Raw genomic sequence first — 24,903 nt, 5'->3', positions numbered from 1 at the left:
CAAGGGACGCTTTTTTTTGTTATAGTGATTAACGAAGATGGCCGGCTGGTGTTAATTATATTTACGAATGATTTTAGCAAGTCACCCGCAATTTACGCAGATTGGAGAGGTTGGCCGATGAAGCTGACCAGGGAAGATACGGTCTGGTTCTATGAAGTATTCTTTAAACTGATCGATTACACCAATGGCTGCTACCAGGTGGTACCCGGGCTTAAAAATACGTCCGGTGCTGATGACGTCGACCCCACCGCGATTATGCCGGTCCGCGACAAGCTTTGGGAAAGCGATGATATTATCAACCGTATAGTCACCGATAACCCTCTTTGCTTCTCTGAGCGGGAACTATCACTGGTGGTGAGCTGGAGAAAGAGGGTCATTGGTGATTTTCTAATCTACAAACACCTGAAGAACTACTCTGTTTTCATGGGTAACGGCAAGCTCTATGGTGTAGTCGGCATAGCCAGTCACATTGAGGAACTGTTTCCTTCTTATGCCCTGCCTCTTTATTCGAAGGCGGTCCTTCTTCCCTTTGAAGGTAAAATCATTTATGACAGTTTGATAACTACCTATAATATTACTTATGGCAGCGGCATACGAAAAAGATTTAACGAAGAGTATCGGGAACTGAAAAATACTGTCGGGGTTATCACAAGTTTATAGCTCCTGCTACTGCTACGTGGTTTACTGAATAGTTACCTGGTTTTGTATATATGGCTGTAGTATTGAGGTTAGAATGTCCCAATACCTGGGCCACTGTCACCAAATCTGCACCGCTTCTAATCATATTTGTGGCAGCAGTATGACGAAGGATGTGAGGGTGAATATTTAGACCGGCGAATTGCCCCAGGTTCTTAACTACCTGCTCTGCGTACCGCGCTGATATATATTCACCATTCCGGCTCGGGAAAAGCCATGGAGAGTTAGTATAAGCCGGTAATAACTCCCTGTATGCCAACCACTCACGCAGTGCTTTACGAGCATCTGGCGGTATAGGCACCTCTCTCCACTTGTTTCCTTTACCTCTCACGATTACCTGACCGTGCCTCTCTCCTATATCCAGATCCATAAGTCGAATGGCCACGGCCTCACTCACCCGCAGGCCACAGCTCATCAATAATCGCAATAGAGCAAAATCCCTGGTATTGCAACGCTTCTCCGCCTCTCTTAACAACCGGTTCTGTTCCGTGCGACCCAGGGACTTCGGCGGAACCTTCTGCTCCCTGATCGTTTTTGGGAAATTTGGAAGGCGGGAAATATATCCGGCCTGTTTCACCCACTTAAGATACTTTTCCAGCGCTGCCATTCTTCGATTTATCGTTGCCGGTTTTAATTCTTTTTCATTTTGTAGGAAATTTTGATACTCCCGGAGGTCGATGCTGGTTATCTGTTCCGGATCTTGTAACTGATCGTTTACTTCTTCGTACCATTTAAAAAAATATGTCAAGTCTTTTCGGTACGCTTCTACCGTGCTTCGGGCCGCACCCTCAGAGTAAATCTCCTCAAAAAATTCATTTAGAATATTTCCCGAAGTATTTTCCATGCATTAATCACCCCCTAAAATACAAGAAACCCGGCTTACCGGGTTGATTTTGTTCGGGAAAGACATATTTACCGAATATTTTTCTTGAACGGGAGGAGATTTACTATTCATATTGAATTTTCCATTTAATAACTATTGGCCTATTCTACAATGCATCTCAATAAGCAGAAACTCATGGAGCTAGATCAACTATACATACTACTTAAATTTTTTCGTACCGTAATGTTTTGTCTATAATGCTAAATTTAAGAGGAGTTATATTTATGAAGGATTTCATTCTCGACGAAGAAATAAAAAATGTTACTAGCAAAAAAACCAAAGTCTATTTAGAAGAGGTGCTGTCGACTTACTATAATGGCAATTATCGTTCTTGTATAGTAGTTTTATATTCAGTAGTTTTATTTGATTTAATTCAAAAACTAACAATACTTAAAGAGTCATATAGCGATAAAAAAGCCGAGGAAATATTAAAGGATATCGAAAATAAACAAGCCATCGACGAAAGGTATTCGGTGATTGAAAATACATTAATAGACAGAATATGCAATGAAACAGCATTGCTAAATAGTATTGAAAAGAAGCAATTACGGGAAATGCCGGTTGGTTATTGCTACCTTTATTATGCGTAACTATTTTAGTATCGGTACGAATACTGGGAGGGCCAACACCTATGATTGCGTGCCATGAATTCCAGTACAGCAACTCCCATAGCTCATAATCTCCATATTGACGCATATTTTCCAGTGCAGCTACCATTCGTTTTGATATTTTATTTTCCAACGGCTTCACCTTGCCTTAATGCACATAATTAACAAAACGTGCAATATTAGCATATATAGAATTAACGGATTTATAAAATCATTCAATGTTCACTAATGAGCAAGGGCAATAGCCATAGTCACCCAAACAGATAACCTTATACATTTTTTTCCTGTCAACTACACCAATCTTTTCCCAAGCTATAGGTGTAAAGATTGTTTCTCCTCTCAGCTTGTCTTTGCAGTACACGAACACACCCTTACCCAGGTCCCCAAGCAACCCATATACTTTCCAATCGCAGATCATTCCGTTATTCAACTTCATCCCACTATTACAAGTGTAAGGGTCCGTTGAAACGCCTCCACAAACAGGACAGCGGAAACCTTTGTCTCCAACACTTTGGAGCATTTCTCTGACCGTTTCAAACGCCCGTACATAGTTGCTTCCTATTTCCGGCTGGTTAAGTTCGTGGTAATAATTCATATACCAGTAACGTCTATCGGCTTCCCACTGATTAAGCACATCCTCCCAGTTAAGCCCAAGTTTTTCAGCGTAGTGCTTCGCCCGTTCTATAACCCATTTGAATGTATCGCAATATTTGTGGAAACAATCTTTGCCGCCCGGCTTATAATTTTTGTTATCGCATCCGTTAGGATTGAAGCAACCGCTTCCCTCATTGCAGTCTTTTTCGACTGCAGCTTTTAATTTTTCATAACCTGTTAACTTCTCCATCATGGAACCTCTCTTGCTTCGCTTTCATATCAAAATCACTCTACATAGCCCACCTGTCAGAGCCAGTGCAAAGCTCCGGCAAATTAGCCCGACCTAACGCCTCGGCAAACTGAGGCGGCACCGCATTTCCGCACTTGGCCACCTGCTCAGCCTTGGTGATCGGTTTCCCGCTCACTTCAAAACCACTAAAGATGTATGTGGAAGGAAACCCTTGCCCCAAGTACAATTCATGCGGTTCTAACATGCGGAATCCAATGTCAACAATCTGATAAGGCGTTCCTTTAACCAGCACCAGTCCAAAACGGTGTTTAGTCGGAATAGTATGTAGTGGCTCATTCAAATTCTGGCCAACATTAGTGCCATAATACTTAATTAACAAAGCCCGCACTTCTCCAATGTGCGTTCCGCCGGCTGAAATCGTTGGAAGTGGCTCACTGGTAGCCGTACCGTAGTTGTCTCCCCGGAACTTGATCAGATGACTTGTCACCAGTGCAAACCTATTTGCCGTGCTAACAGTGTGCAGGGGCTCATCCAGACGTTGACCGCGGGCCTCAGTTGGCGAAACTTCGCCGTAATACTTTGACAAGAAAGCTACAACCATATCCGATTTATCTGTCAAATTACCGGCGGCAGCATCGTCGGGAACGATAAAAGGATCATCGCATTCGATCACGAAGCGTCGTATTCCTTTGGCTATCCGCTTGAGCGTTTTTTCTACCAAAGGTTTTCGGCGTTCAAAGATGGAGGGACATGGTAAAGACCAGTCTATGCAATCAGCCGCCGTCTTCCAGGGCATCAATCTGCCGGACTTCACCGCTTTGCTTTTTGGATCTCCATGGGTAGGCTTCGGCCACACAATAGGCCTTCCGTCACAACGCATGACCATAAAAAAACGCTCCCGACTTGTAGGAGCTCCAAAATCACAGGCACGGAGAATTTTTGTTTCTATGGTGTACCCTTGCTGTTGCATTGCACTTACAAAGGTGCGATATGTCAGACCTTTAAGTTTTGGGTCCGGCTGCCCGTTTTCCATCAAAGGCCCCCACGATTGAAATTCACGAACATTTTCAAGGATTTGTACCCTCGGTCGAACAGCTTTTGCCCATTTCACCGACAACCATGCTTGCCCGCGCAGTTGTTCGTTTTTTGGTTTTCCTGCTGCCGCAATACTGTGATGCGTGCACGACGGGCTCAGCCACATTAGGGCGACAGGGTGCCCTGCACAAACTTCATACGGATCAACGATCCACACATCTTCCTGATAATGCTTGGTCCCCGGGTGATTTATTCGATGCATAGCGATGGCTGCGGCGTCGTGATTGACAGCGATATCAACCGGACGACCGAATGCGTTTTCAAGCCCCTCGCTAACACCACCACCGCCAGCAAACTGATCAATAACAATTTCCTGTAATAAAGGTAGCTGCATTTATTCACCCCTCGCTGTGCGGTGTATTTAATAACAACTCACGATAAAATCTGTCTGGCTGCCGCCCTACACATATTCATCACTTGTGGATCTACATCAGTTCGCCCCTCAAAATACTCGCCAACTATTTTCAGAATATCTTTTGCCGCCTGTTTAGGCTCCCGCATACCTTTTATTATCTCTTTAGCTATGAACTGCACCCCACCGGCTAGGGCATCACCATGGACACACCTGGGAGTACTGGCAAGGAATTCTGTATGAATACTCAATTTCAATACCTCCTCCTAAAAAGCCAGGATCGAAGTGATTCTAAAAAAGGCTCTTGAGTTGTTGAACTCAGAGCCGTTAATATTGCTTCAGGATTGAAGCCTTGGTATCCCAGCTTTTTCTATAGGTAGTGACATGAGGTCAACTCAGCCCTTATATCCTAAAAAGACCGTCCTTTTTATAGTTACCTTTGTTTTTAACGTGCCCATGTTTGCCCTGAGTTGTAGAGTAGACTCATCAAGAAGAGTAATCAAGCACTAAGAAAGGCGGTCTCTTGTATCCTTATCCCACTGATGTGTAATTTTTGATTTTCCCATTGTTATACTCCTCCCACCCTTTCTTCTTGGCCATGGTATTTAGGTCACTCTGGGCGTCATCAAAGCTCTTTCTCCATTCCAATTTGGTAATACATTTCCATCCGGATTTACCTGGTTTTTGATATCTAGCCTTATAATTATTTTCTCCAAAGCCACGCATAACCCGGTAAAGCCAGCCACGTTGATCCATATATATCTTTATAAATCGACACGGGGTTACTTCTGACTTCATCGGTCCAGTCGGGCATTGGGTCTTTTGAGGTCTATTTATATTCGGACACATACAGCACCTAAACTCTCTATATTCAGGCATATTACCATCCTCTCTGCTACGTTTTTTACAGATCTGTAGCCGCCTCGACGCAACTACTACAAAGGTCAGGTTCAACCCACCAACATCCTTCTGGACAGCCGTATTGATCAGTACATCCGCAAACGCGGCATACACCTGGGCCTGGGGGAAGTATCTCAGTACCGCAAAATCGACACGCCAGGATACTTGTCTGATTTGTACTTAAACATTCCTCACCACAATTCGGACAGATTCGTTTCTTCATATCCGATTACCTCCTTTGCTTCACGTTAAAATGCCTTTCCCATGTGTTTAAATATTTTTTCCACCATCTTTAGCAAATTTTTTGGAGAGAAATATGAAAAAAAGTTCGTGTCAATCCATTCCTGTGGTATCCAATCCCCGAAGAGCTCACCCATGCTGACCGCAAATATCTTTGTAGGCTTTTTTAGCTTTTTAGGTTTACCTAATTTATCAGGACAAAACGTAGGGATAAAACCGGCGGAAATACTTCTCCGTAGACGGCGATTTTAAGGCTTATGTTGCATTTGTCGAAAAGTTGCCGTATGCCAGCAGGTGTTTCACGCAGTCGCACAGGCTCTTTGACTTATACTTATCAAACCTTTTCTAGCATAACAAATATGAATGAACATCCGTGCAAGCACGGTCAACGGATTCCAGGTGTAATCGCACCACTTAATTTTTGTCCGGTTCACGCCCAAAGCACCATAACATTATTTTCATTTGAATATTTTTTGGCTATCTCAATTGCCTTGTCGGCAAGAATAGTGCCTGTATCAAGCACTACGTTTTCTCCAGTGCTCCATGCAATATCTTTTGTTTTACTAATGCACCAATTTCCAGTTTGGGGATTAATAGCAAGGTAATAGTGCATAAGAAATACCTCCACTATTGCACAACATTATTCTTCACTTTCTTAAGTTGGTTTTTACCGGGAAAAGTATGTTTTTAGTTTCAAGTTGATTTTTATATTTGTCTTATATCCCCTTTTTTATCTCTGCAGGATTTTGATTTATAGCAGCTGTGTATGTCTTCAGCTACTCTGGCATCTGTCACCCGGCCACCAGAAAACGGACATATAAGGTTATATGGGCAAATATAAACGTATTGCTTTTCTATGCCGGTACCATAGACGTCAAGTATTTCTCCGTCGATAGCAGAATAAACGCAACGCCAGCCGGTCGGTCTATTGCCAAGTACAATGATTTCAAGAGGGTATTTGTAATGTTTTTCATAGGTTTTCAGGGTACGGTAAATATTGCTTGCCTCCCGGTCTAGTCTCTCGGTATAGACTTTTACGGGGGTATCCCCTGGTATTATGTATGCTTTTTCCAGCTGCCCCCGTACCTCGTTTAAAGTGCTAAGATTTATTTGCATAGTCTATACCTCTTATACATTTGTTTCTTTTTCAACTACAACAGTCTTTTCCCAAGCTATAGGTGTAAAGATTGTTTCCCCTCTCAGCTTGTCTTTGCAGTACACGAACACACCTTTACCCAGATCCCTCAACAACCCATATACTTTCCAATCGCAGATCTTTTCGTTATTCAACTTCATACCGCTATTACAGGCGTAAGGGCTCGTTGAAACACCGCCACATACAGGACAACGGAAACCTTTGTCTCCAATACTTTGGAGCATTTCGCTGACCGTTTCAAACACCCGCACATGGGTGCTCCCTATTTCCGGCTGGTTACTTTCCTGGTAATAATTCATGTACCAGTAACCCCTATCTGCTTCCCACTGATTAAGAACATCTTCCCAATTTAACCCAAGTTTTTCTCCGTAATGTTTTGCCCTTTCAACAACCCACTTGAATTTGTCGCAATAGCGGTGGAAACAACCTTTGACGCCAGGTTTATTTTCAGCGTTATTGCAACCATTAGGATTGAAACATCCTCTACCATCATTGCAGTCTTTTTTAACTGCCATTTTTAACTTTTCATAACCTGTTGATTTTTCCATCACGGAACCTCCCTTGCTTTGCATTCTTACCAAAATGTTCACTAACCGACGCGATAAAATAGTATTCCAGTATTCTCATATATCAAGCCCAAAACGCCCGGATCAAGGTGCTTATCATTAAAAAAAGGCTCCTGAGTTGTTGAACTCAAAGCCTTTAAAAGAGCTTCGAAGCCTTGGTATTCCCAGCTTTTTCTATAGGGTTGTGACATGGGGTCAACTCAACCCTTATATCTTAAAAAGACCGTCCTTTCTATAGTTACCTTTGTTTTTAAAGTTCCCACGTCGCACCAGTAACCGGGCAGCACCAGGCCGAAGAGAGGCTTCTTTTCCCGCAGCAACAGGGGAAACAGGTCCTTGCTGAAGTCAAACTTTTCTCCCGGCGCAAAATAGTCCAGCGCCTCGGGTTCCAGGACGTAAATGCCGGTGTTGACAGTATCGCTGAAGACCTCGCCCCAGCCCGGCTTCTCAAGAAACTGGGTGATCCTGCCGTTATCACTGGTGATAACCACGCCGTATTCCAGCGGGCACTCCACCCGGGTCAGCACCAGGGTGGCCATGGCCCCCTGTTTCCTGTGAAATTCCAGGGCTTTGGAAAGCTCCAGGTCAGTCAGGGCGTCACCGCTGATGACCAAAAAAGTCTGGTCCAGGAAGCCGCCGGCATTTTTAACGCTGCCGGCCGTACCCAAAGGCGACTCCTCAACAAAATAACGCAAATTGACCCCATATTCCGCCCCGTTGCCGAAGTAGTCTTTGATCACCTCCGGCTGGTACTGCAGGGTGACCCCTATATTTGTAAAACCGTGCTCATTGAGAAGCGCTACAATATGGCTCATAATCGGCCTGTTTAATACCGGTACCATTGGTTTAGGCCTGCCGCAGGTCAGGGGCCTCAGGCGGGAACCCTCACCACCGGCCATGATAATGGCTTTCATGGCTTTAAAACCTCCATTTTGTTGCACTTGGATTATCTGGCGCGGAGACGGTTGAAGCGGCTGAAAAAATTGCCCTGCCGCTGGTCAAACCACGGAGTTCCGCAGTGCGCTTCCCATACCTCATGGTAAACCGAGGCCGTCTGCCGGGCGATAGTTTTCCAGTTGAATTCATTTATAGCCCTGTTGTAAGCCCTTTCTCTCAACATAGCGCCAAGCTGCGGCTGCTGCAGCAGGGCCAGTATATTGCGGGCCAGGGAATGACTGCTGCCGGTGTTGGCCTTCAGCCCGTCCTCACCGTGTCTGACGATCTCACTGATACCGCCGCAATCTGAAACGACCACCGGGGTGCGGGCGGCCATGGCCTCCAGCGCCACAATGCCGAACGGTTCATAAAGGCTTGGGAAGACGGCCGCATCGGCCCAACTGTACAGACTGTTCCTGACCTCGTCGTTGATATACCCTGTGAAATAGACCCTGTTGGCTATACCCAGGAAGGCCGCCTGGCGCTTTAAAGCATCCATGAAAGGGCCTTTGCCGGCAATCACAAACTTGGTCTTGGGGTGATGGGACAAAATTTCCGGTGCGGCATCCAGGAGGACCTGGACCCCTTTTTCCATGACCAGCCTCCCCACGTAAAAGACAATTTTTTCATCGGGCGCGGCATACTCACTTCGCCGGGCAGTCCTGCTGAGGCCCTTGAAGCTATTGACGTCGACACCATTGGGAATTATAGCCACTTTGTCATTGGGTACCTGGAAAACCCGGCGCACCTCATCTTGCATAAAGTTGCTGCAGCAGATGACCTTCCAGGCCTCATATGTAATCCACCACTCGATGTCACTGATGTGTCTTTGCGTATCGTTGTGCAGCCCGTTATTGCGGCCGTATTCAGTGGCGTGAATGGTAACCACCAGCGGCACCCGGGAGGCGTACTTGATCGCCCTGGCAGCGTAAGCCACCAGCCAGTCGTGGGCATGCACGATATGGAATTCGGTGTTGGCCAGGAGAGGCATGGCCCGCTCCAGCAGGGCAACGTTGAACTGGGCCACCCAGGTTACAAAGTCCGGCGAAGACACCTGGTAAGGTTCCACCCGGTAAACCTTGACCCCGTTAACATCTTCAAAAAAGGGGGCGCCCTGGCCTCCCGAAGTAATCAGGCTCACCTCCACCCCGTTTGAGGCCAGAGCGCCGGTCAAGTCATAAACGTGCTGGGCCAAACCACCGACGCTTTTAGGCGGGTATTCCCAGGACAACATTAAAACCCTCACGTATATTCTCTCCCTTAAAACCGCTCACTACCTCCTGGTTGTGCTTGGGAGGTCCGGCGGTTAATTTTATTTTTAAAAAATCCCCACCGGACTGCAGTGGGGATTGTTCCGTTTAGTAGCGGTTGCTCCCGTTATGAATCTGGAAGCTCCAGTCGACACTGCTGTTATTGTCCCAGTGGTCCGCGCCATCCTTAAAACACAGGTTAAAGCGCCCCTCATGCTCCGGCATCACCACGCTGGTAACCCAGCCCCAGCCGGTTTTCTCCATTTTCATATCACTCACGTTGCGCCAGCTGTCGTGCTTACCGAAACCGTAGTGCAGATAAACCTGTCCCTGTCCTTCTTTGCCGAGCAGTCCGTTGTAAAAAACGGTCACTTCTTCCCCGGCGGTTATCGGCACGGGGTCAACTACCACTCCACCGGGGTAGTCGACTTCATGCATAGCTTTGAGCCTGGCCTCGTTGTCGCCGAACCTGCTCCGGTTCGCCAATACAGCCACCTCCTTTTGAAAATTGTATCCATAATAGTATGGTTGACAGGTGGATATATTATGCAGCCAGGCCGGCTGTTTGACTAAATTATGTAAAAAAAGCAGGGGGACGGTTCTTTTGCTTCCTTTTTTTCAAAGGAAGATGCGTGAGGAATAAAAAAAGCATGCTATTCTGTGGTATTATTATCGAATTACCCAGAAAGAAGCATACTTTAAGTTTATTTAAGTTAATAATCAATATTTGAAGCATGGAAGCAGGAGAACCGTCCCCCTGCTTCTTTTTTTACTCCATCGCCTCGATGATGGCGTCAGCCATGCCGCTGGTGCCGGCGCTGCCGCCGAGGTCATAGGTCAGCGCTTTTTTCTCTTCCAGTACTTTGATTACCGCGGCCATAATTCTGCCGGCGGCTTCCATTTCACCCAGGTGCTTGAGCATCATCACCCCGGGCAGCAAGGCTAATCCCTCTTTCCAAAATAATCTTCGTAAACATACATTAATTCCTTGTCAAACAGGTTCCGCTTCAGTGAAATGGTAACAGAACGGATTTTTGGGAGCAGTTCCTGAGCCTGGTGGTCCGTCAGGACAATCCCGAACTCAGCGAATTTGGCTTTCAGGGCTGCCGTACCCGAGTGTTTGCCAATAACGATCTGGCGCAACAGGCCGACTTCCTCCGGCTGGAAAGCTTCGTAGGTTTTGGGGTTCTTCTGTACTCCGTCGGCGTGGATGCCGGACTCGTGGGCAAACATGTTGGAACCCACAATGGCCTTCCAAGCGGGAAGCTCCCGGCCAGAGGCGCGGGAAATGTATTCCGCCACCTCCACAAACATTTCAGTTTTAAAGTTGAGATCAATATCATACAGGTGCTTGAGGGCCATGACCACTTCTTCCAGGGCGGCGTTACCCGCCCTCTCGCCCAGGCCCAGCACGGTCACCCCGACGTAGTTGGCGCCTGCCTTGACCCCTGCCAGGGCGTTGGCGGTGGCCATGCCGAAATCATTGTGGGTGTGCATTTCAATTTCAATGTCCACCTTGTCCTTGATGCGCTTAATCTGCTCATAGATGGTAAAAGGCTCCATAATGCCTACGGTGTCGCAGTAACGAAGACGATCCGCCCCAGCCTCCTTGGCGGCCCCGGCAAACTCCAGGAGAAAATCCAGTTCGCTGCGGGAAGCGTCCTCTGCGTTGACCGAGACATACATGCCTTCTCTTTTGGCAAAGCGGGTGGCGTTCACCATCTGCTCCAGGACCCATTCCCTGGATGACTTTAACTTATGCTTAATGTGGATGTCCGAGGTTGAAATGGAGATGGCCACCGCATCAACCCCGCACTCGAGGGAAGCTTCGATGTCTTTAAGCACCGGCCTGTTCCAGCCCATAATGCTCGCTTTCAGCCCGGCTTTGCAAATGGCCCGGATCGCTTCTTTTTCATCACCACCCATAACCGGAACACCGGCCTCAATCTGGGGAACTCCGATCTCATCCAATAGTTTTGCGATCCGGACTTTTTCTCTATTGGCAAAAACAACCCCCGCCGTCTGCTCCCCGTCACGCAAGGTGGTATCCACTATGACAATTCCTTTTTCGCTCATTAAACCAAACCACCTTTTCAACTGAATAAATATTTGATTGTTACCTCAGACATCCGGAGGGAAATTTGTAATACGTATAGTATCATAAATCCACGCAACATAGAAGTATCATAGTTTGAAAATATTGTATACATTTAGGCGTCTTGCTGTGAATTTGTGTCCATAAATTAACTGAAAAACTTTGTATCTAATATTTTTGAATGCCTAATAAGTCCTCTATTCTGTCACTCATATATTTGTATGAATCATAAACAAACACCTTGATTGTAAAATTCAGGCGCCAATTTATCAATAAAGAAATCCAAAATGGGACCTGCAGCCAAATTTTTCTCCCCATCGTATTATCAACAATTTTTCCGCATGATCCATTAATATAAGACAAGGCGCCCTGAAACCCTATGTTAACCGGGTTTAAAGACGCCATTGTCTACAGATATTTTATTCATTTGGTACGGCCGCCATAACTACGGGGCTCATGTTCACCTTATTTATTTTAACATATTCTCCTCAAATCACATACATTTATTGAAGCTTTTCCTTAAGCAGCCTGTTGACAAGGTCGGGATTGGCCTTACCTTTGGTGGCCTTCATGACCTGGCCCACCAGGAAGCCCAGCGCCCGTTCCTTGCCGGACCGGAAGTCCTCCACTGATTTGGGGTTGTCTGCCAGGATTTTGTCCACGACAGCAACAATAGCCCCCTCGTCGCTGATCTGGACCAGCCCTTTTTCCTTAACGATCACCCCGGGCTCCTTGCCGGTGGCAAACATCTCCTCAAAAACTGTCTTGGCTATCTTACCGCTGATGGTGCCTTTATCCATAAGCTGCAGCAGAGAGGCGAGCTGTTCCGGCCTGATCCTGCAGCCGGTAATATCCACGGCGCCTGAATTCAAGAGCCTGGTCAGGTCACCCATGACCCAGTTACTGACCACCTTGGGGTTGGGGTAGGCTTTGACACAGTCCTCGAAGTAATCGGCCAATTCCTTGGTATCGGTCAGGATCGTGGCGTCATATGCCGGCAGACCGTACTCTCCTATATATCTCTGCCGGCGGTCATCGGGCAGTTCCGGCAGGGAGCTGCGGATATCCTCAACCCACTCCCGGTCAATGATCATGGGCACCAGGTCCGGGTCGGGCAAATAACGGTAGTCATGGGCGAACTCCTTGCTGCGCAGGGGGAGCGTTATGCCCTTGCCCTCGTCCCAGGTGCGGGTCTCCTGGACAATCCGGCCGCCTTCCTCCAGCACTTCGGTCTGGCGCTCGATTTCGTAAGCCAGCGCCCGCTGGAGGGCCCTGAAAGAGTTCAGGTTTTTAATCTCGGTCTTGGTGCCGAATTCGGCGCTGCCGGCCGGCCGGAGAGAAATATTGGCGTCACAGCGCAGGCTGCCCTCTTCCATCTTGCAGTCCGAAACACCGGTATATTGAATGATGGCCTTTAACTTTTCCATATAGCGGCGGGCTTCCTCAGGCGAACGCAGGTCAGGCTCGGAGACAATTTCTATCAGGGGGACCCCCGCCCGGTTGTAGTCCACCAGTGAATAAGGGGTGGTCGTAATCGTTCCCTGGTGCACCAGTTTGCCTGTGTCTTCTTCCATGTGCAGCCGGGTGATCCCGATCCTTCTGGTCTCGCCGTCCACCTCGATATCCAGGTAACCATTCAGGGCGATCGGCAGGTCGTACTGGGAAATCTGATAGTTTTTCGGCATGTCGGGGTAGTAGTAGTTTTTGCGGTCGAACTTGGAAAATTCGGCTATGCTGCAGTTAATGGCAAGGCCGGCACGGATGGCGTACTCCACCACGGTCTTGTTGATGACCGGCAGTGTCCCGGGCAGGCCAAGGCAGACCGGACATACGTGGGTATTGGGGTCGCCGCCGAATTCGGTGGTTGAGTCACAGAATACTTTTGACCTGGTCTTGAGCTCTATATGAACTTCCAGGCCGATAACACTTTCGTACTGGGCCATTTGAAACCCTCCTAGGTCGGTCCTTAAATTCGCATTCATTCCCGCACCTGAAAACATAGTAAAGGAGTAAAGGTCATTGTTAACTGGGTTCTCGAAAAGCCTCATGCGTAGTGGGTTTGGGGTTATCCTCCGCTCGCTCCGGATAACCCCAAACCCGCAAGTCAAGCCTTTTCGAGCAAAATTTTTGAGACAGGTGAGGCAAATGACAAGACATATGTCTCTCCATTGACACTCCCCATTGCCTTGTGCAATTGAAATCGCATCCACATTGCTAAGTTTTAATTCTCTACTGATACCACGGCTGCGGCGTGTACTATATCTTTGGACATCTCTAGCAAAAAAGGGGATTAAAATAACTGCCTAAAGTTCGGGAAACGCTTTATGGTAGTCGGTATTTTGCTCGAAGGTGTAGGCTGCCCGCAGCAGCGTTCCCTCGTCAAAGTGCCGGCCCATAAGCTGGAGCCCGACCGGCATCCCCTGCGCAAACCCGCAAGGGATGGACATGCCCGGGATCCCGGCCAGGTTAATCGAAATAGTGCAGACATCGGACAGGTACATCTCAAGCGGGTCGTCCGTTTTTTCCCCAATCCGGAAAGCTGTTGTAGGACAAACCGGCGAAACCAGCAGGTCGTATTTTTCAAAGGCCCGGTCAAAATCCTGCTTAATCAGGGTGCGTACCCGCAGAGCCTTCAGGTAGTAAGCATCGTAATAACCGGCGGAAAGGGCGTAAGTCCCCAGCATAATCCGCCTTTTGACCTCGGAGCCAAAGCCTTCGCTGCGTGTTTTCATGAACATGTCGATGACATCGTCGGCGTTTTCCGCCCGGTAACCGTAACGTACTCCGTCATAACGGGCCAGGTTCGAGCTGGCCTCAGCCGGCGCAATCAGGTAGTAAGTAGAAAGGGCGTATTCGGTATGCGGCAGGGTGGTGTATTCAACATGCGCGCCGAGTGTTTCCAGACGGGCCAGCGCCTCTTCGATTACTTCCCGTACCCCTGGGTTAATGCCTTCGGCCATGTATTCCCGGGGAACTCCAACCTTTAGGCCACGCACGTCATTTTTCAGAAAGCCGGTGTAATCCGGCATATTATAACTGGCCGAGGTTGAATCAAGAGGATCATGTCCACAAATGACATTCAGCATCGCTGCGCAGTCGGTCACATCCCTGGTGAAAGGACCAATCTGGTCAAGTGAAGAGGCAAAGGCAATTAATCCATAACGGGAAACAGCTCCGTAAGTCGGCTTTAGCCCAACCACTCCGCAGAAGGAAGCCGGCAGGCGGATGGAGCCGCCCGTGTCGGAACCCAGGGAACAGATAGCCTCACCGGCTGCAATGACCGCGGCGGACCCCCCGCTGGAGCCGCCGGGCACCCGTTCAGTATCCCAGGGATTGCGGGTTACAAAGAAGGCCGAGTTTTCTGTGGAAGATCCCATGGCAAATTCATCACAGTTGGTTTTGCCCAGCATGGTCGCTCCGGCCCCATCCAGCCTTTTGACCACTGTGGCGCTGTAAGGAGGGACGAAATTAGCCAGTATTTTTGAGCAGGCCGTGGTCCGGACCCCGTCTATGCACATGTTGTCCTTAATCGCTACCGGGATCCCGGCCAGCGGTGAGATTTTATCTCCGTTTTTAATCTGCCTGTCCACCGAGCGGGCCTGCTCAAGGGCCCTCTCTTTGGTCATGGTAACGTAGGCCTTAACCCTGTCATCCACCGCTTCAACCCGGGTAAAAACGGCAAGGTTTAATTCCTCCGCCGATATTTCCTTTTTTACTAGAAGATCGTGCAGTTCATGGGCCGTCAGCCGGAAAAGCTGCAACGCAAATCGCCTCCCTGATGATGGGTTATCAATAAACCAATCGTCTATACAATTTTAGGAACCTTGAAGCAGTTTTCCTCTACGTCGGGGCCGTTGGCCAGGACCTCTTCACGGGAAAGGTGCTGCCCCACCCAGTCCTCACGGTAAACATTTTTAAGCGGTAAAACGTGGGCAGTGGGCTGGACATCTTCGGTGTTAAGGCGTTCCAGTGCCTGGAAATGTCCCAGGATATCGTTAAGCTGCCTGGTGTACATCTCCCTTTCTTCCTCGGTCAATTCCAGACGGCCCAGGAGAGCAACATGGTCGACGTCCTCTTTCGTGATCAAAATATCACCTACTCTCTATTTGTCGGGATACGGACAGGATCCCGCTGTTATCAAGATAATCACACAAAAACCTACAATATTATACCATTACCCAACATATATTTCAAAGTCCTGGCAATGCTGAATAATTTTAAATATAACCGGGCTGCTGCCAGCGACTCTCTTTGACATTCCCGCCAGATTTTTAATAAAGCAAAATTACCCGGCTCAACCTCTTCCCCAAGGCTAATCAAAGCTACCTTTATCATAAAACGTCTCAAGGGCTTCCAGGTTTTTTCTAGTGGTATTCATATTTGATATTCCTAAATTCCATTTGCCATGAATATTCCCTGCGTTTTGCATAATGGCCGCATTTTGAACATCATTACGCAATTTTTCTCTTAAATAATTACAATAACTCTCAACCTGGCTAAGTAAATCTTTTTCACTTCTGCCTTCAAACCCTATGCCTCTGATCAAGAGCGATATATTACCGTTAGCTCTTTTAATGACAGGCTTAATAAAAGACCAAAAATAATAAATTATCCCAACTGCATCACCGCCGTGTATTAATAATTTATACAAACCCCGGCGTTCTTCTTACGTCCGGGCCAAGTGGCGGACAGTGGAAAAGCCCTCCCTGGGGCGACCCCGACGCGCCGGGTGGGCGAATAAGGGCGTAACCAGAGACGGATACCGGTTTTCCAGGCTCTCAACTCCCGCATCAGGTCTTGCGGATACTTTACGTAACAAAATCTCCTTCTTACACATAAAATGCAATATATATTTATTTTGCAATAAAGGACTGCCACCGATAATCCCATAGTGAACCAGATTGCTTTTGCAGAGGCAGGAAATCACCTGGAGGTTAACAATGCCCCTCTTAATAAGTCCTTTTAAATTGGTAATTCAATATGGAGGCAAAATTAATTTAGGAACTCTTATCATAACGCGCGACAAAGTTCCCATAAACCAAAATGCTGACGATAATGCTTTTAATACCGGTGATGCTTGTCTTATGATAAATATCGGCAATAATGAACCAACTATTTCGCTAGCTAGTCCGGCTAGTAATTTATTCGATGACGATCTAGTGGATTAGGCCTCAAAAGCAATTAAGCTGCTCTTTAAAATACGTCTTGATACAAAGTAATGTTATCTGTGATATAATGGTAGTATATATTATTTTTTTGATAATAAAGTTTTTTTAACTCTATCAAGACTTTGCTGCTCTTTTTGGACTATTGCAGTTACACCGTCTCCAGAGCAAAAAGAATTGCCGCTTGCCGACAACCTAATTTTGTTGGAAGGCAAACTAAAAATAATGTCTCCAATATTTAATACCGCACCTGAATTAATGCAATTTATTTTTAAACTACCTATTACTATTTGTGCCATCGAACCAACCCTTTAATCATTGAATTGCACCTCATATCACCTTAATACTATCAGCAAATTTCATATTATATTATATTGTTAAAAAGTCAAAAGGTGATAACAATACCTTTATTCATAAACCATATTAATCCTTGGTGGTTTTTCAGGTTCTGTATGTCCCAAGGAATTTTCCTTCTTATCAAGACTCCATTTCAGCTTCGAGCTAGGATATATGGTTCCAATATTCATTGTTCCCGTAAGATTTTCCACTGCGACAGAATCAATTTTGTAATTAGTTTCAATCTTTTCACAAACAATTTTTTCAACAACAACTTTATTTATTTTTACAATCTTTCTATCATTTATTTGTAATTTAATTTGTTCAATTTGATTTTCTAATTCTTGAATCTTATCCAAGTAACCGCTAGCCTTTGAATCTCGAAAGATAATTTTTTTTAATTTTGAAAACAAGAATTGCTTCATATTTTCATATCCTTAATCAGATTTCAAATAAAAGGCTCCGGAATTAGCGCAATCAAATTTCCAAATTTTCATAACCAGTACACAAACTATAGAATTTTATTCATCAATAAAAGCATCAAGGACTATCTGATTAAAAAAATATTAATAATGGGCGGGATATTGCCCGCCCCGGCAGTATTGGTCAATCTCCGGCAGTTAGCTCTTTGAATTCCTCTTCACTCAGTATGGTCACGCCCAGCGCAACCGCCTTGTCATATTTTGAACCCGGTTTTTCTCCTACCACCACGTAGTCGGTGCTGCGGCTGACGCTGGAGGTAACTTTTCCTCCCAGCTTTTCGATCAGTTCCCCGGCTGCCTGCCGGGTGAAATCCTCCAGGGTCCCCGTGATTACAAAGACCTTTCCGGCCAGCGGTTTTTCTCCGGCCTGGTCATCTTTCTCGGAAGCTGTGTTAACCCCGGCCTGGATCAGCTTGTCAACCACCTGACGGTTCTGAACGCTCTCAAAGAAAGAGACGATGCTGGCGGCGATTTTCGGCCCGATTTCAGGAATCTCCGTAAGTTCCTCCTGCCGCGCTTCCATCAGCGCCTGCAGCGACTCATAACGTTCGGCCAGGATTTTAGCGGCTCGTTCGCCCACATGGCGGATGCCCAGGGCAAAAATAAGCCTGGACAGAGGATTGGCCCTGCTGGCGTCGATAGCCTCCAGGAGGTTTTGGGCGGATTTAGATCCCATACGTTCAATTTTCACCAGATCATCATAGCGGAGGGCATACAGGTCGGCCGGGTCATGCACCAGTCCGGCAGCCAGCAGTTGGCCGGTAACCGCGGGTCCCAACCCGGCAATATCCATGGCGTTGCGGGAGACAAAGTGGATCAGTTCCTCCCATAGCTTGGCCGGACAGGCCATGTTGGGGCAACGGACAGCCGACTCCCCTTGCGCCCGTTCTACCTGGGAGCCGCAGGAAGGGCACTGGGCGGGCATGCTCCAGGGCGTTTCCTGCCCCGTCCTTTCCTGCGTTAGCACGGCAAGCACTTCAGGGATAATGTCCCCCGCTTTTTGCACCAACACGTGATCGCCGACCCGGATATCCTTTTCTTTGATAATATCCTCGTTATGCAGGGTAGCTCTGGTCACGGTAGTGCCGGCAAGCTTTACAGGTTCGAGTTCAGCGCCGGGGGTGAGCACTCCTGTGCGCCCGACCCGTACAAAAATATTCTTAACGACACTGACGGCCTGTTCCGGAGGAAACTTATAGGCAATAGCCCAGCGCGGGCTTTTCATTGTTGCCCCAAGCATTTGCCGTTGGGACAGGGAGTTGACCTTGAGCACCATCCCGTCCACTGCGTAAGTGAGGTTAAAGCGTTTGTTATGCCACGTCTGGCAGTACTCCACAACTTCATCAATGGCGCTGAAGACTTGATACCCCTGGGCAACCTTAAAACCCAGCTCCTGCAGCAATTCAAGCGTCTTGACATGCTCTTGCAGGTCAAGATCGCTGTTGTAGCCAATCTCATAGGCAAACAGGGCCAGATGGCGTGAAGCGGTTATTTTCGGGTCAAGCTGCCGCAGCGTGCCCGCCGCAGCGTTACGGGGGTTGGCGAAAAGAGGCTCACCGGTTTCGTCCCTGGCTTCGTTGAGCCGGGCAAAAGCTTCTTTGGGCATATAAGCTTCGCCCCTGACCTCCAGGGCCGGGAGCGGCCGGCGCAGGCGCAGGGGCACGCTGCGGATGGTCTTCAAGTTCTCCGTGATATCCTCACCGGTTTCTCCATCTCCGCGCGTGGCTCCCCGCACAAAAACCCCGTTTTCGTAATAGAGAGAGACGGCCAGCCCGTCAATTTTTTGCTCCACCACATATTCCACTGTTTCGCCAGGTAAGGTCTGCCTGACCCGGCGGTCGAAATCCTGCAACTCGCCTCCGTTGAAGGCATTGGCCAGGCTGAGCATCTGGGTCAAGTGGCGGACAGTTGAAAATCCTTCCTTCGGGCGCCCCCCGACACGCTGCGTGGGCGAATAGGGTGTAGCCAGAGACGGATACTGTTTTTCCAGTTCCTCAAGTTCCCGTATCATCTGATCGTATTCGAAGTCGGTAATGGTGGGCTCGTCCAATACATAATAACGGTAGTTATGCGCTTCAAGTTCGCTGCGCAGAGCCTCCGCCCTCTCCCGGGCCTGCTCGAGAGACTGCGTCATCTGCCTGACACCTCCTGTTGTTTGGGACGTGGGACGTGAGAAATGCAGATATGAATAAATATTAAACAGTTTATACTCTTACCTGCATAGAACAATCAAGTTATTGAAATCGAAAAAGATTACAAGGCAATATAATAGCGCCCCTTATCAGGGATTTGGTAACTTCATTATGGAGTGCGCCCTTATTTCCGGGCGCATTGTCCTGTTTACGCCAGCAATGACGCCATATATTTGATGAAGTAGGCGGACGGGACAAAGATCAGCTGGGCGAAACCGGTGCCCAAAAGCCTGGTGATGGACAGGTAGAGAGCCATTTGCTTGACGTCGTCCTCGCTGCGCTCCCCACGTAAGGCCTGGTCGGTGATAGCCGCCGCGGTGGGGTCCACCACCGTTGCCGACAGGATAGTGGCAAGACCGTTCACGACTGCCGAAAGCGTTGCGGCTGCTGCCCGGAAATCAGGGAAAAGCGCTCCGGCAAAGAGCGCGGAGAGGACCCCGGTAGTGTATATACCGGTTACAAAGAAATTAAGGATCAGAAACATTTTGGGAATGGCCAGGCGCCTGACGGCCGCCAGCTTAAAAGTTTTTTTCCCGGGCAGGCGCATCTCCCCGGCCAGTCCAAAGACCCGGCGGGGAGAAAAGATGACCATCCCCAGCATCCTCGGCACCGAACCTGTTTCCTCAAAAAGATAGATAGCCCTGGTAAAAATATTCACGAATGCCGGAATCAAGGCCGCTCCGATTAATGTACCCAGAGTCGCGGCCGCGATGACCAGGCGGATATTGTGATCAATAACGGATAGTTGGACCTGATAGGCAGGGTGATGTACCAGCTGTTCAAGGACAGAGATACCTGCTTGTGTTTGGGCGGTCTTGATTGCTTTTTCCACTATGGACGCCAATAAAAAGCCCTGAATGCTGTTGGCGGTGCTGGCCAGCAGAAAGATTACGTTGAAAAGGGAAAAAGCGGTGGCCAACCGCTGGGTACGTACTCCCGAGATGCGAACCGCATAAATCAGTGTATTTATCAGGTGAATAATCGCCGTCAACACAGCGACAGCCAGGAGTCGCTCCATACTGCCTCCAAAGGTTGCTTAACTTTAGGTAATATATATAAGTATTACCAGAAACGCAATAAGCTGTTCGTAGTTATCAGCCAAGGATCTTTTTAATACGCTGAGCCATAAGGCTTAATTGTCTTTTCGCTTGTTTCGGGCCAAGGTAACAAACGCCAGGTAAAAAATCATGGGAATTACTGCATACCCCGCATTCGCCCGTCCGTCTGCAGCAAGGACAAAGATCACGCCGCAAATTGTTAGTATGCCAAAAATAACACCTGGTATTTTTCCCACTCTGCTACAGATACCTCCCCCCCAAGGTTACCGTAACTCCGAATGTGTTGTTCGTACGCATCCGGCAGGTTTTGTGCCAGGCTGCGTTCACCTGGCAGCCCCGTTCTTTTACTGTTGCCCTAGTTGGCCCGCTCAAGCGGGGCGTACTTGGCCAGCAACAGCTTGATACCCTGGTCCGGGAAGGCTACTTTAAACTCGGCATTCACGCCCTCCCCCTGGATCCCGACAATAACACCGACGCCCCACTTGCTGTGCTTCACTTTGTCCCCCAGCACGAACGCTTCCAGCGCCTGGGGACTTCTTTCGCGGAAATCCCTTACTGGCGCCGGCCTGGAGGATTTACTTTTCCCGGGTCCGGACAGAGCATCGTCACCCTCCATAAGGTGAGGAGGGATCTCTTCCAGAAAGCGGGAAGGCTTGTTATACCGCTCCGCCCCGTACAAAGTCCGCTTCCAGCAGTGGGTAAGATAAAGCCTTTCCCTGGCTCTGGTTAGACCCACATAGCAAAGCCTGCGCTCTTCCTCCATTTCACCGGGATCCAGGAGCGAACGGCTGTGGGGAAACACTCCTTCCTCCAGACCGGTCACGAATACCACAGGGAACTCCAGGCCTTTGGCGCTGTGCAGCGTCATCAAAGAAACGCGGTCTATTTCCTCGTCCAAATTATCCATGTCCGTGACCAGGGCTATGTTTTCCAGGAAACTTCTCAAATCCTTTTCCTCAGCCAGCCGGTCAAACTCTCCGGTGGCGGAGAGGAATTCATCCAGGTATTCCAACCTGGTGCGGGACTCCACCGTGTCTTCGGCCACGAGCTCCTGGCGGTAACCGGTCTCTTCCATGACGGTCCGGGCCAGTTCGGTAACCGTTAAGTTTATCGATTCCTCCGCCAGCCGCTGGATGAACTCTCCCAAGGCGGCGCCGGCAGCCCGGGCTTTGACTGTCAGGCCGGCTACTCCTGCCGCGCCGGCCATAGCCTCAACCGGACTGATACCCTTTTCCCCGGCAAATGCTATTATTTTGCTTAAGGAAGCCTGCCCGATGCCGCGCCTGGGCACATTGACAACTCTAGCCAGGCTTATCGCGTCGAACTGATTGAGGATTAGCCTCAGGTAGGCCAGGATGTCCTTAATTTCCTTGCGCTCGTAGAATTTCTGACCGCCGATGATGATATATGGTATACCCGCCCTGACGAGGATATCTTCAAATACACGCGACTGGGCATGGGTACGGTAGAAGACGGCAAAGTCCCCGTATTTACGGTTTTCAAGTTCCTTTAAACGTATGATGCGGCTGACCACAAAATCAGCCTCGGCATGTTCGTGTTCCCCAAAATAGTTTACCAGGGGGGCCCCCGGCCCGGCTGCAGTCCAGAGCCGTTTTTCCTTGCGGTTGGAGTTGTTCCGGATCAGGTGGTTGGCCGCATCCAGGATGGCGGAGGTAGAACGGTAATTTTGCTCCAGCTTGATTACCTTTGCCTCGGGGTAGTCACGCTCAAAACTCATGATGTTTTTAATATCAGCTCCCCGCCAGCTGTAAATCCCCTGGTCGGGGTCGCCCACCACGAACAAATTACGGCTGGTTTTAGCCAGTAAGTTGACCAGGACATATTGGGCATGGTTGGTATCCTGGTATTCATCCACCAGGATGTGGCGGAACCGTTCCTGATAGTAGGAAAGGACTTGCGGATAGTCTCTAAAAAGCCGTACGGTCAGAAATATCAGGTCGTCGAAATCAACAGCGTTGTTCTGGCGTATTTTTTCCTGGTAGCGATGATAAACACTCGCAGCGTTACGGCTTAAGATATCATAGGCGCGCTGCTCGAAGTCGACCGGGCTGTATAGCTGGTTCTTGGCCTGGGATATCACTGCGGCTACCGCTCTGGGCGGGAACTTTTTATCATCCAGGGCCAGATCTTTCATGCATTCCTTTACCAGGGTCAGCTGGTCATCGGTGTCGTAGATCACAAAATTGCGGTCACGCCCGTAAAATTCGACCTGCCGCCTTAAGATGCGCAGGCAGGCGGCATGAAAGGTGCAAATCCAGAGGTCGCGGGCCGCCTCCGGCGCGAGTTCCGCAACGCGGCCCTTCATCTCCTGGGCTGCCTTGTTGGTAAAGGTGATAGCTAAAATCTGGCGGGGAGATACCCTCATCTCCTGTAGAAGGTAGGCTACCCGGCTGGTCAATACTTTGGTCTTGCCGCTGCCTGCCCCGGCCAGCACCAAAAGCGGGCCGTCGCCGTAAACCACGGCCTCTCTCTGGTCAGGGTTCAGCTGGGATAATAAATCCATTCATTCCTCCGCTTAATCTTTTAATGTAATCTCTATATAATAATAAAGATTCTAATAAAGATGTGCAAATCCTTCATGTCCGGCAACGCCAGGAAAAAGTCCCAAGCAGAAACCGCCCGTATAACCACCTCAACAGCCGCGTCGAAAGCCTCCCCTGTCAGATGGTTTTACCGGGTGGGATCTTCGGAGAGAAAGCTGAAAAACATTTTTTTCCAAATACTTTTCTGTTGACAAACGCGCTTCATTATGCTACTATCAAACACAATATTCGAGGAGTGCTGAAAATGACAAAGCTATTGTTTGCAGCGGAATACTTTTATTTTTACTTTACTTCTTTTTGGGGTAAGGTTAATTTGAGTTTCACTGCAAGCAGGTATCGATATTTGATTTAGAACGAAGCACAGTGTCTAAATTGATACCAAAGGGTTCAGCAGTGAAATGCAAATTCACGCTGGACCCTTTTTTATTAAGAAATTAAGGAGAGAAAAAACATGATTGTCATACTGAAGAACAACAAACCGGTCCAAAAGCAGCTGGAACCTCTTGTTGCCTGGCTAAAAAGCCTGGGCATCAGCACGCATTGTTCAGTTGGAAAACACCAGACGATCATCGGCTTGATTGGTGATACCAGTGTCGTTGATATTGGTCTGATCAAATCGCTGGAAATCGTTGAGGATGTTAAAAGGATTCTGGAGCCGTATAAAAAAGCAAACCGCAAGTTTCACACCGATGATACTGTGGTTGATGTCAACGGTGTCAAAATCGGCGGAGATAATTTTCAAATCATTGCAGGCCCGTGCTCAGTAGAGTCGCGTGAACAAATTTGTTCTGTTGCGCAAAGCGTTAAAGCATCCGGAGCATCTATGCTGCGCGGCGGCGCTTTTAAGCCTCGCACCTCACCTTACTCTTTCCAAGGTATGCACGCCGAGGGAATTGAACTGCTGCTCGAAGCAAAAGAGATGACCGGGCTGCCCATTGTGACGGAAATCATGAATATTTCACACCTGCCGCTTTTTGAAAAGGTAGATGTGATTCAGGTCGGCGCCAGAAACATGCAAAACTTTGAACTGCTTAAAGAACTCGGCATGATTAAAAAACCAATCCTTTTAAAGCGCGGCCTGGCAAACACGCTGGAAGAACTGCTGATGAGCGCGGAATATATCATGGCCGGCGGAAATGAAAATGTAATTCTGTGTGAAAGAGGCATCCGCACCTTTGAAACCGCGACAAGAAACACCCTTGATATTTCAGCGATACCTGTGCTGCGCAGTAAAACACACCTGCCCATCATTGTCGATCCGAGTCATGCGGCGGGTATCTCCGCACTGGTAAAGCCGCTGGCGCTTGCTTCAACCGTTGTGGGAGCGAACGGACTTATGATTGAAGTCCACAATGACCCAAGCAAAGCCCTTTGCGACGGAGCGCAATCGCTGACACCGGATGCTTTTGCTCATTTGGCCAATGAAGTCCGCAATGTTTTACCTTTTGCGCAGTGAAAAGTCTGCTTTTGATGAGGAGAGTGAAC

Annotated in this window: 26 protein-coding genes and 2 pseudogenes; 4 read left to right on the top strand and 24 right to left on the bottom strand. The window is 48.3% G+C overall.

Annotation, left to right across the window (positions count from 1 at the left end; translation table 11 throughout):
- Positions 1–117 precede the first annotated feature (117 nt).
- Positions 118–660 carry a hypothetical protein gene (locus Psch_RS16990; protein WP_190259017.1) on the top strand — a complete coding sequence of 181 codons (543 nt, stop codon included), beginning with the start codon at positions 118–120 and terminating at the stop codon, positions 658–660.
- Here Psch_RS16990 and Psch_RS16985 read toward each other — a convergent pair.
- A complete protein-coding gene (locus Psch_RS16985; RefSeq protein WP_190259016.1) occupies positions 647–1,540 on the bottom strand; it encodes a tyrosine-type recombinase/integrase in 894 nt (297 codons plus the stop codon). The genes Psch_RS16990 and Psch_RS16985 overlap by 14 nt on opposite strands.
- Before the next feature lie 263 nt (positions 1,541–1,803).
- On the opposite strand from Psch_RS16985, the gene Psch_RS16980 reads away from it, so the two are divergent.
- A complete protein-coding gene (locus Psch_RS16980; RefSeq protein WP_190259015.1) occupies positions 1,804–2,169 on the top strand; it encodes a hypothetical protein in 366 nt (121 codons plus the stop codon).
- 229 nt (positions 2,170–2,398) lie between these two features.
- Here the strand turns inward: Psch_RS16980 and Psch_RS16975 are convergent, their stop codons facing one another.
- The 17 genes and pseudogenes from Psch_RS16975 to Psch_RS16895 all read right to left on the bottom strand — a co-directional run bounded on the left by Psch_RS16975 (position 2,399) and on the right by Psch_RS16895 (position 16,272).
- The gene (locus tag Psch_RS16975; RefSeq protein ID WP_190259014.1) at positions 2,399–3,034 is read right to left on the bottom strand and encodes a hypothetical protein; all 636 of its coding nucleotides are present in this window, start codon (positions 3,032–3,034) and stop codon (positions 2,399–2,401) included.
- Between the two features lie 37 nt (positions 3,035–3,071).
- Complete coding sequence (locus Psch_RS16970) at positions 3,072–4,460, bottom strand: DNA cytosine methyltransferase (RefSeq protein WP_190259013.1); 1,389 nt, start codon at positions 4,458–4,460, stop codon at positions 3,072–3,074.
- Between the two features lie 38 nt (positions 4,461–4,498).
- Positions 4,499–4,729 (bottom strand): hypothetical protein, encoded by a 231-nt coding sequence (locus Psch_RS16965; protein ID WP_190259012.1) that lies wholly within the window; start codon positions 4,727–4,729, stop codon positions 4,499–4,501.
- Between the two features lie 280 nt (positions 4,730–5,009).
- Complete coding sequence (locus Psch_RS16960; RefSeq protein WP_190259011.1) at positions 5,010–5,357, bottom strand: hypothetical protein; 348 nt, start codon at positions 5,355–5,357, stop codon at positions 5,010–5,012.
- A 691-nt stretch (positions 5,358–6,048) separates the two neighbouring features.
- Positions 6,049–6,231, bottom strand: coding sequence for a hypothetical protein (locus tag Psch_RS16955; protein WP_190259010.1), 183 nt, complete (start codon positions 6,229–6,231; stop codon positions 6,049–6,051).
- 92 nt (positions 6,232–6,323) lie between these two features.
- Positions 6,324–6,734 (bottom strand): hypothetical protein, encoded by a 411-nt coding sequence (locus Psch_RS16950; protein WP_190259009.1) that lies wholly within the window; start codon positions 6,732–6,734, stop codon positions 6,324–6,326.
- A 12-nt stretch (positions 6,735–6,746) separates the two neighbouring features.
- On the bottom strand, positions 6,747–7,322 hold the full coding sequence (locus tag Psch_RS16945; RefSeq protein WP_190259008.1) for a hypothetical protein: 576 nt from the start codon (positions 7,320–7,322) through the stop codon (positions 6,747–6,749).
- Between the two features lie 257 nt (positions 7,323–7,579).
- Positions 7,580–8,254, bottom strand: a pseudogene (locus Psch_RS16940) (nucleotidyltransferase family protein); the annotation flags it as partial.
- 32 nt (positions 8,255–8,286) lie between these two features.
- The gene (locus Psch_RS16935) at positions 8,287–9,522 is read right to left on the bottom strand and encodes a glycosyltransferase family 4 protein (RefSeq protein ID WP_190259006.1); all 1,236 of its coding nucleotides are present in this window, start codon (positions 9,520–9,522) and stop codon (positions 8,287–8,289) included.
- Between the two features lie 112 nt (positions 9,523–9,634).
- Positions 9,635–10,012 (bottom strand): carbohydrate-binding protein, encoded by a 378-nt coding sequence (locus Psch_RS16930; protein WP_190259005.1) that lies wholly within the window; start codon positions 10,010–10,012, stop codon positions 9,635–9,637.
- A gap of 283 nt (positions 10,013–10,295) precedes the next feature.
- Positions 10,296–10,466 carry an isocitrate/isopropylmalate family dehydrogenase gene (locus tag Psch_RS16925; protein ID WP_345789100.1) on the bottom strand — a complete coding sequence of 57 codons (171 nt, stop codon included), beginning with the start codon at positions 10,464–10,466 and terminating at the stop codon, positions 10,296–10,298.
- 2 nt (positions 10,467–10,468) lie between these two features.
- Positions 10,469–11,602 (bottom strand): homocitrate synthase, encoded by a 1,134-nt coding sequence (gene nifV, locus Psch_RS16920; RefSeq protein ID WP_134217951.1) that lies wholly within the window; start codon positions 11,600–11,602, stop codon positions 10,469–10,471.
- A gap of 187 nt (positions 11,603–11,789) precedes the next feature.
- Positions 11,790–11,928, bottom strand: a pseudogene (locus Psch_RS16915) (DUF2164 family protein); the annotation flags it as partial.
- A 196-nt stretch (positions 11,929–12,124) separates the two neighbouring features.
- On the bottom strand, positions 12,125–13,564 hold the full coding sequence (gatB, locus tag Psch_RS16910) for an Asp-tRNA(Asn)/Glu-tRNA(Gln) amidotransferase subunit GatB (protein ID WP_190259004.1): 1,440 nt from the start codon (positions 13,562–13,564) through the stop codon (positions 12,125–12,127).
- A 360-nt stretch (positions 13,565–13,924) separates the two neighbouring features.
- A complete protein-coding gene (gatA, locus tag Psch_RS16905) occupies positions 13,925–15,382 on the bottom strand; it encodes an Asp-tRNA(Asn)/Glu-tRNA(Gln) amidotransferase subunit GatA (RefSeq protein ID WP_190259003.1) in 1,458 nt (485 codons plus the stop codon).
- Positions 15,383–15,426: 44 nt separating this feature from the next.
- Complete coding sequence (gene gatC, locus Psch_RS16900) at positions 15,427–15,708, bottom strand: Asp-tRNA(Asn)/Glu-tRNA(Gln) amidotransferase subunit GatC (protein WP_190259002.1); 282 nt, start codon at positions 15,706–15,708, stop codon at positions 15,427–15,429.
- Between the two features lie 225 nt (positions 15,709–15,933).
- Positions 15,934–16,272: a hypothetical protein gene (locus Psch_RS16895; protein ID WP_190259001.1), complete on the bottom strand. Its 339-nt coding sequence runs from the start codon at positions 16,270–16,272 to the stop codon at positions 15,934–15,936.
- 289 nt (positions 16,273–16,561) lie between these two features.
- Between Psch_RS16895 and Psch_RS16890 the strand changes: the two genes are divergently transcribed.
- Positions 16,562–16,789: a hypothetical protein gene (locus tag Psch_RS16890; RefSeq protein ID WP_190259000.1), complete on the top strand. Its 228-nt coding sequence runs from the start codon at positions 16,562–16,564 to the stop codon at positions 16,787–16,789.
- Positions 16,790–16,869: 80 nt separating this feature from the next.
- On the opposite strand, the gene Psch_RS16885 is transcribed toward Psch_RS16890, so the two are convergent.
- The 6 genes from Psch_RS16885 to pcrA all read right to left on the bottom strand — a co-directional run bounded on the left by Psch_RS16885 (position 16,870) and on the right by pcrA (position 23,378).
- Positions 16,870–17,085 carry a hypothetical protein gene (locus tag Psch_RS16885; protein WP_190258999.1) on the bottom strand — a complete coding sequence of 72 codons (216 nt, stop codon included), beginning with the start codon at positions 17,083–17,085 and terminating at the stop codon, positions 16,870–16,872.
- 108 nt (positions 17,086–17,193) lie between these two features.
- On the bottom strand, positions 17,194–17,547 hold the full coding sequence (gene gerPC, locus Psch_RS16880; RefSeq protein WP_190258998.1) for a spore germination protein GerPC: 354 nt from the start codon (positions 17,545–17,547) through the stop codon (positions 17,194–17,196).
- 181 nt (positions 17,548–17,728) lie between these two features.
- Complete coding sequence (ligA, locus tag Psch_RS16875) at positions 17,729–19,738, bottom strand: NAD-dependent DNA ligase LigA (RefSeq protein WP_190258997.1); 2,010 nt, start codon at positions 19,736–19,738, stop codon at positions 17,729–17,731.
- 206 nt (positions 19,739–19,944) lie between these two features.
- Complete coding sequence (locus Psch_RS16870; RefSeq protein WP_134217960.1) at positions 19,945–20,814, bottom strand: lipid II flippase Amj family protein; 870 nt, start codon at positions 20,812–20,814, stop codon at positions 19,945–19,947.
- A gap of 114 nt (positions 20,815–20,928) precedes the next feature.
- On the bottom strand, positions 20,929–21,090 hold the full coding sequence (locus Psch_RS16865; RefSeq protein WP_190258996.1) for a hypothetical protein: 162 nt from the start codon (positions 21,088–21,090) through the stop codon (positions 20,929–20,931).
- A gap of 119 nt (positions 21,091–21,209) precedes the next feature.
- A complete protein-coding gene (pcrA, locus tag Psch_RS16860) occupies positions 21,210–23,378 on the bottom strand; it encodes a DNA helicase PcrA (protein WP_134217961.1) in 2,169 nt (722 codons plus the stop codon).
- A gap of 491 nt (positions 23,379–23,869) precedes the next feature.
- Between pcrA and aroF the strand changes: the two genes are divergently transcribed.
- Entirely contained in the window at positions 23,870–24,874 is a 1,005-nt protein-coding gene (aroF, locus tag Psch_RS16855; protein ID WP_134217962.1) for a 3-deoxy-7-phosphoheptulonate synthase, read from the top strand.
- Positions 24,875–24,903 lie beyond the last annotated feature (29 nt).

Source organism: Pelotomaculum schinkii, assembly GCF_004369205.1.
GTDB classification, from domain to species: Bacteria; Bacillota; Desulfotomaculia; order Desulfotomaculales; family Pelotomaculaceae; genus Pelotomaculum_C; species Pelotomaculum_C schinkii.
This window is presented reverse-complemented; position numbering and strand designations above follow the sequence as displayed.

Excerpts from the sequence above, each read along its gene's own strand:
- Psch_RS16890 (WP_190259000.1), top strand. The coding sequence starts at position 16,562 with ATGCCCCTCTTAATAAGTCCTTTTAAATTGGTAATTCAATATGGAGGC.
- Psch_RS16885 (WP_190258999.1), bottom strand. The coding sequence starts at position 17,085 with ATGGCACAAATAGTAATAGGTAGTTTAAAAATAAATTGCATTAATTCA.
- Psch_RS16955 (WP_190259010.1), bottom strand. The coding sequence starts at position 6,231 with ATGCACTATTACCTTGCTATTAATCCCCAAACTGGAAATTGGTGCATT.
- ligA (WP_190258997.1), bottom strand. The coding sequence starts at position 19,738 with ATGACGCAGTCTCTCGAGCAGGCCCGGGAGAGGGCGGAGGCTCTGCGC.
- Psch_RS16870 (WP_134217960.1), bottom strand. The coding sequence starts at position 20,814 with ATGGAGCGACTCCTGGCTGTCGCTGTGTTGACGGCGATTATTCACCTG.
- Psch_RS16945 (WP_190259008.1), bottom strand. The coding sequence starts at position 7,322 with ATGGAAAAATCAACAGGTTATGAAAAGTTAAAAATGGCAGTTAAAAAA.
- Psch_RS16975 (WP_190259014.1), bottom strand. The coding sequence starts at position 3,034 with ATGATGGAGAAGTTAACAGGTTATGAAAAATTAAAAGCTGCAGTCGAA.
- gerPC (WP_190258998.1), bottom strand. The coding sequence starts at position 17,547 with ATGAAGCAATTCTTGTTTTCAAAATTAAAAAAAATTATCTTTCGAGAT.
- Psch_RS16950 (WP_190259009.1), bottom strand. The coding sequence starts at position 6,734 with ATGCAAATAAATCTTAGCACTTTAAACGAGGTACGGGGGCAGCTGGAA.
- gatB (WP_190259004.1), bottom strand. The coding sequence starts at position 13,564 with ATGGCCCAGTACGAAAGTGTTATCGGCCTGGAAGTTCATATAGAGCTC.
- Psch_RS16990 (WP_190259017.1), top strand. The coding sequence starts at position 118 with ATGAAGCTGACCAGGGAAGATACGGTCTGGTTCTATGAAGTATTCTTT.
- aroF (WP_134217962.1), top strand. The coding sequence starts at position 23,870 with ATGATTGTCATACTGAAGAACAACAAACCGGTCCAAAAGCAGCTGGAA.
- Psch_RS16970 (WP_190259013.1), bottom strand. The coding sequence starts at position 4,460 with ATGCAGCTACCTTTATTACAGGAAATTGTTATTGATCAGTTTGCTGGC.
- Psch_RS16985 (WP_190259016.1), bottom strand. The coding sequence starts at position 1,540 with ATGGAAAATACTTCGGGAAATATTCTAAATGAATTTTTTGAGGAGATT.
- Psch_RS16980 (WP_190259015.1), top strand. The coding sequence starts at position 1,804 with ATGAAGGATTTCATTCTCGACGAAGAAATAAAAAATGTTACTAGCAAA.
- pcrA (WP_134217961.1), bottom strand. The coding sequence starts at position 23,378 with ATGGATTTATTATCCCAGCTGAACCCTGACCAGAGAGAGGCCGTGGTT.
- nifV (WP_134217951.1), bottom strand. The coding sequence starts at position 11,602 with ATGAGCGAAAAAGGAATTGTCATAGTGGATACCACCTTGCGTGACGGG.
- Psch_RS16960 (WP_190259011.1), bottom strand. The coding sequence starts at position 5,357 with ATGCCTGAATATAGAGAGTTTAGGTGCTGTATGTGTCCGAATATAAAT.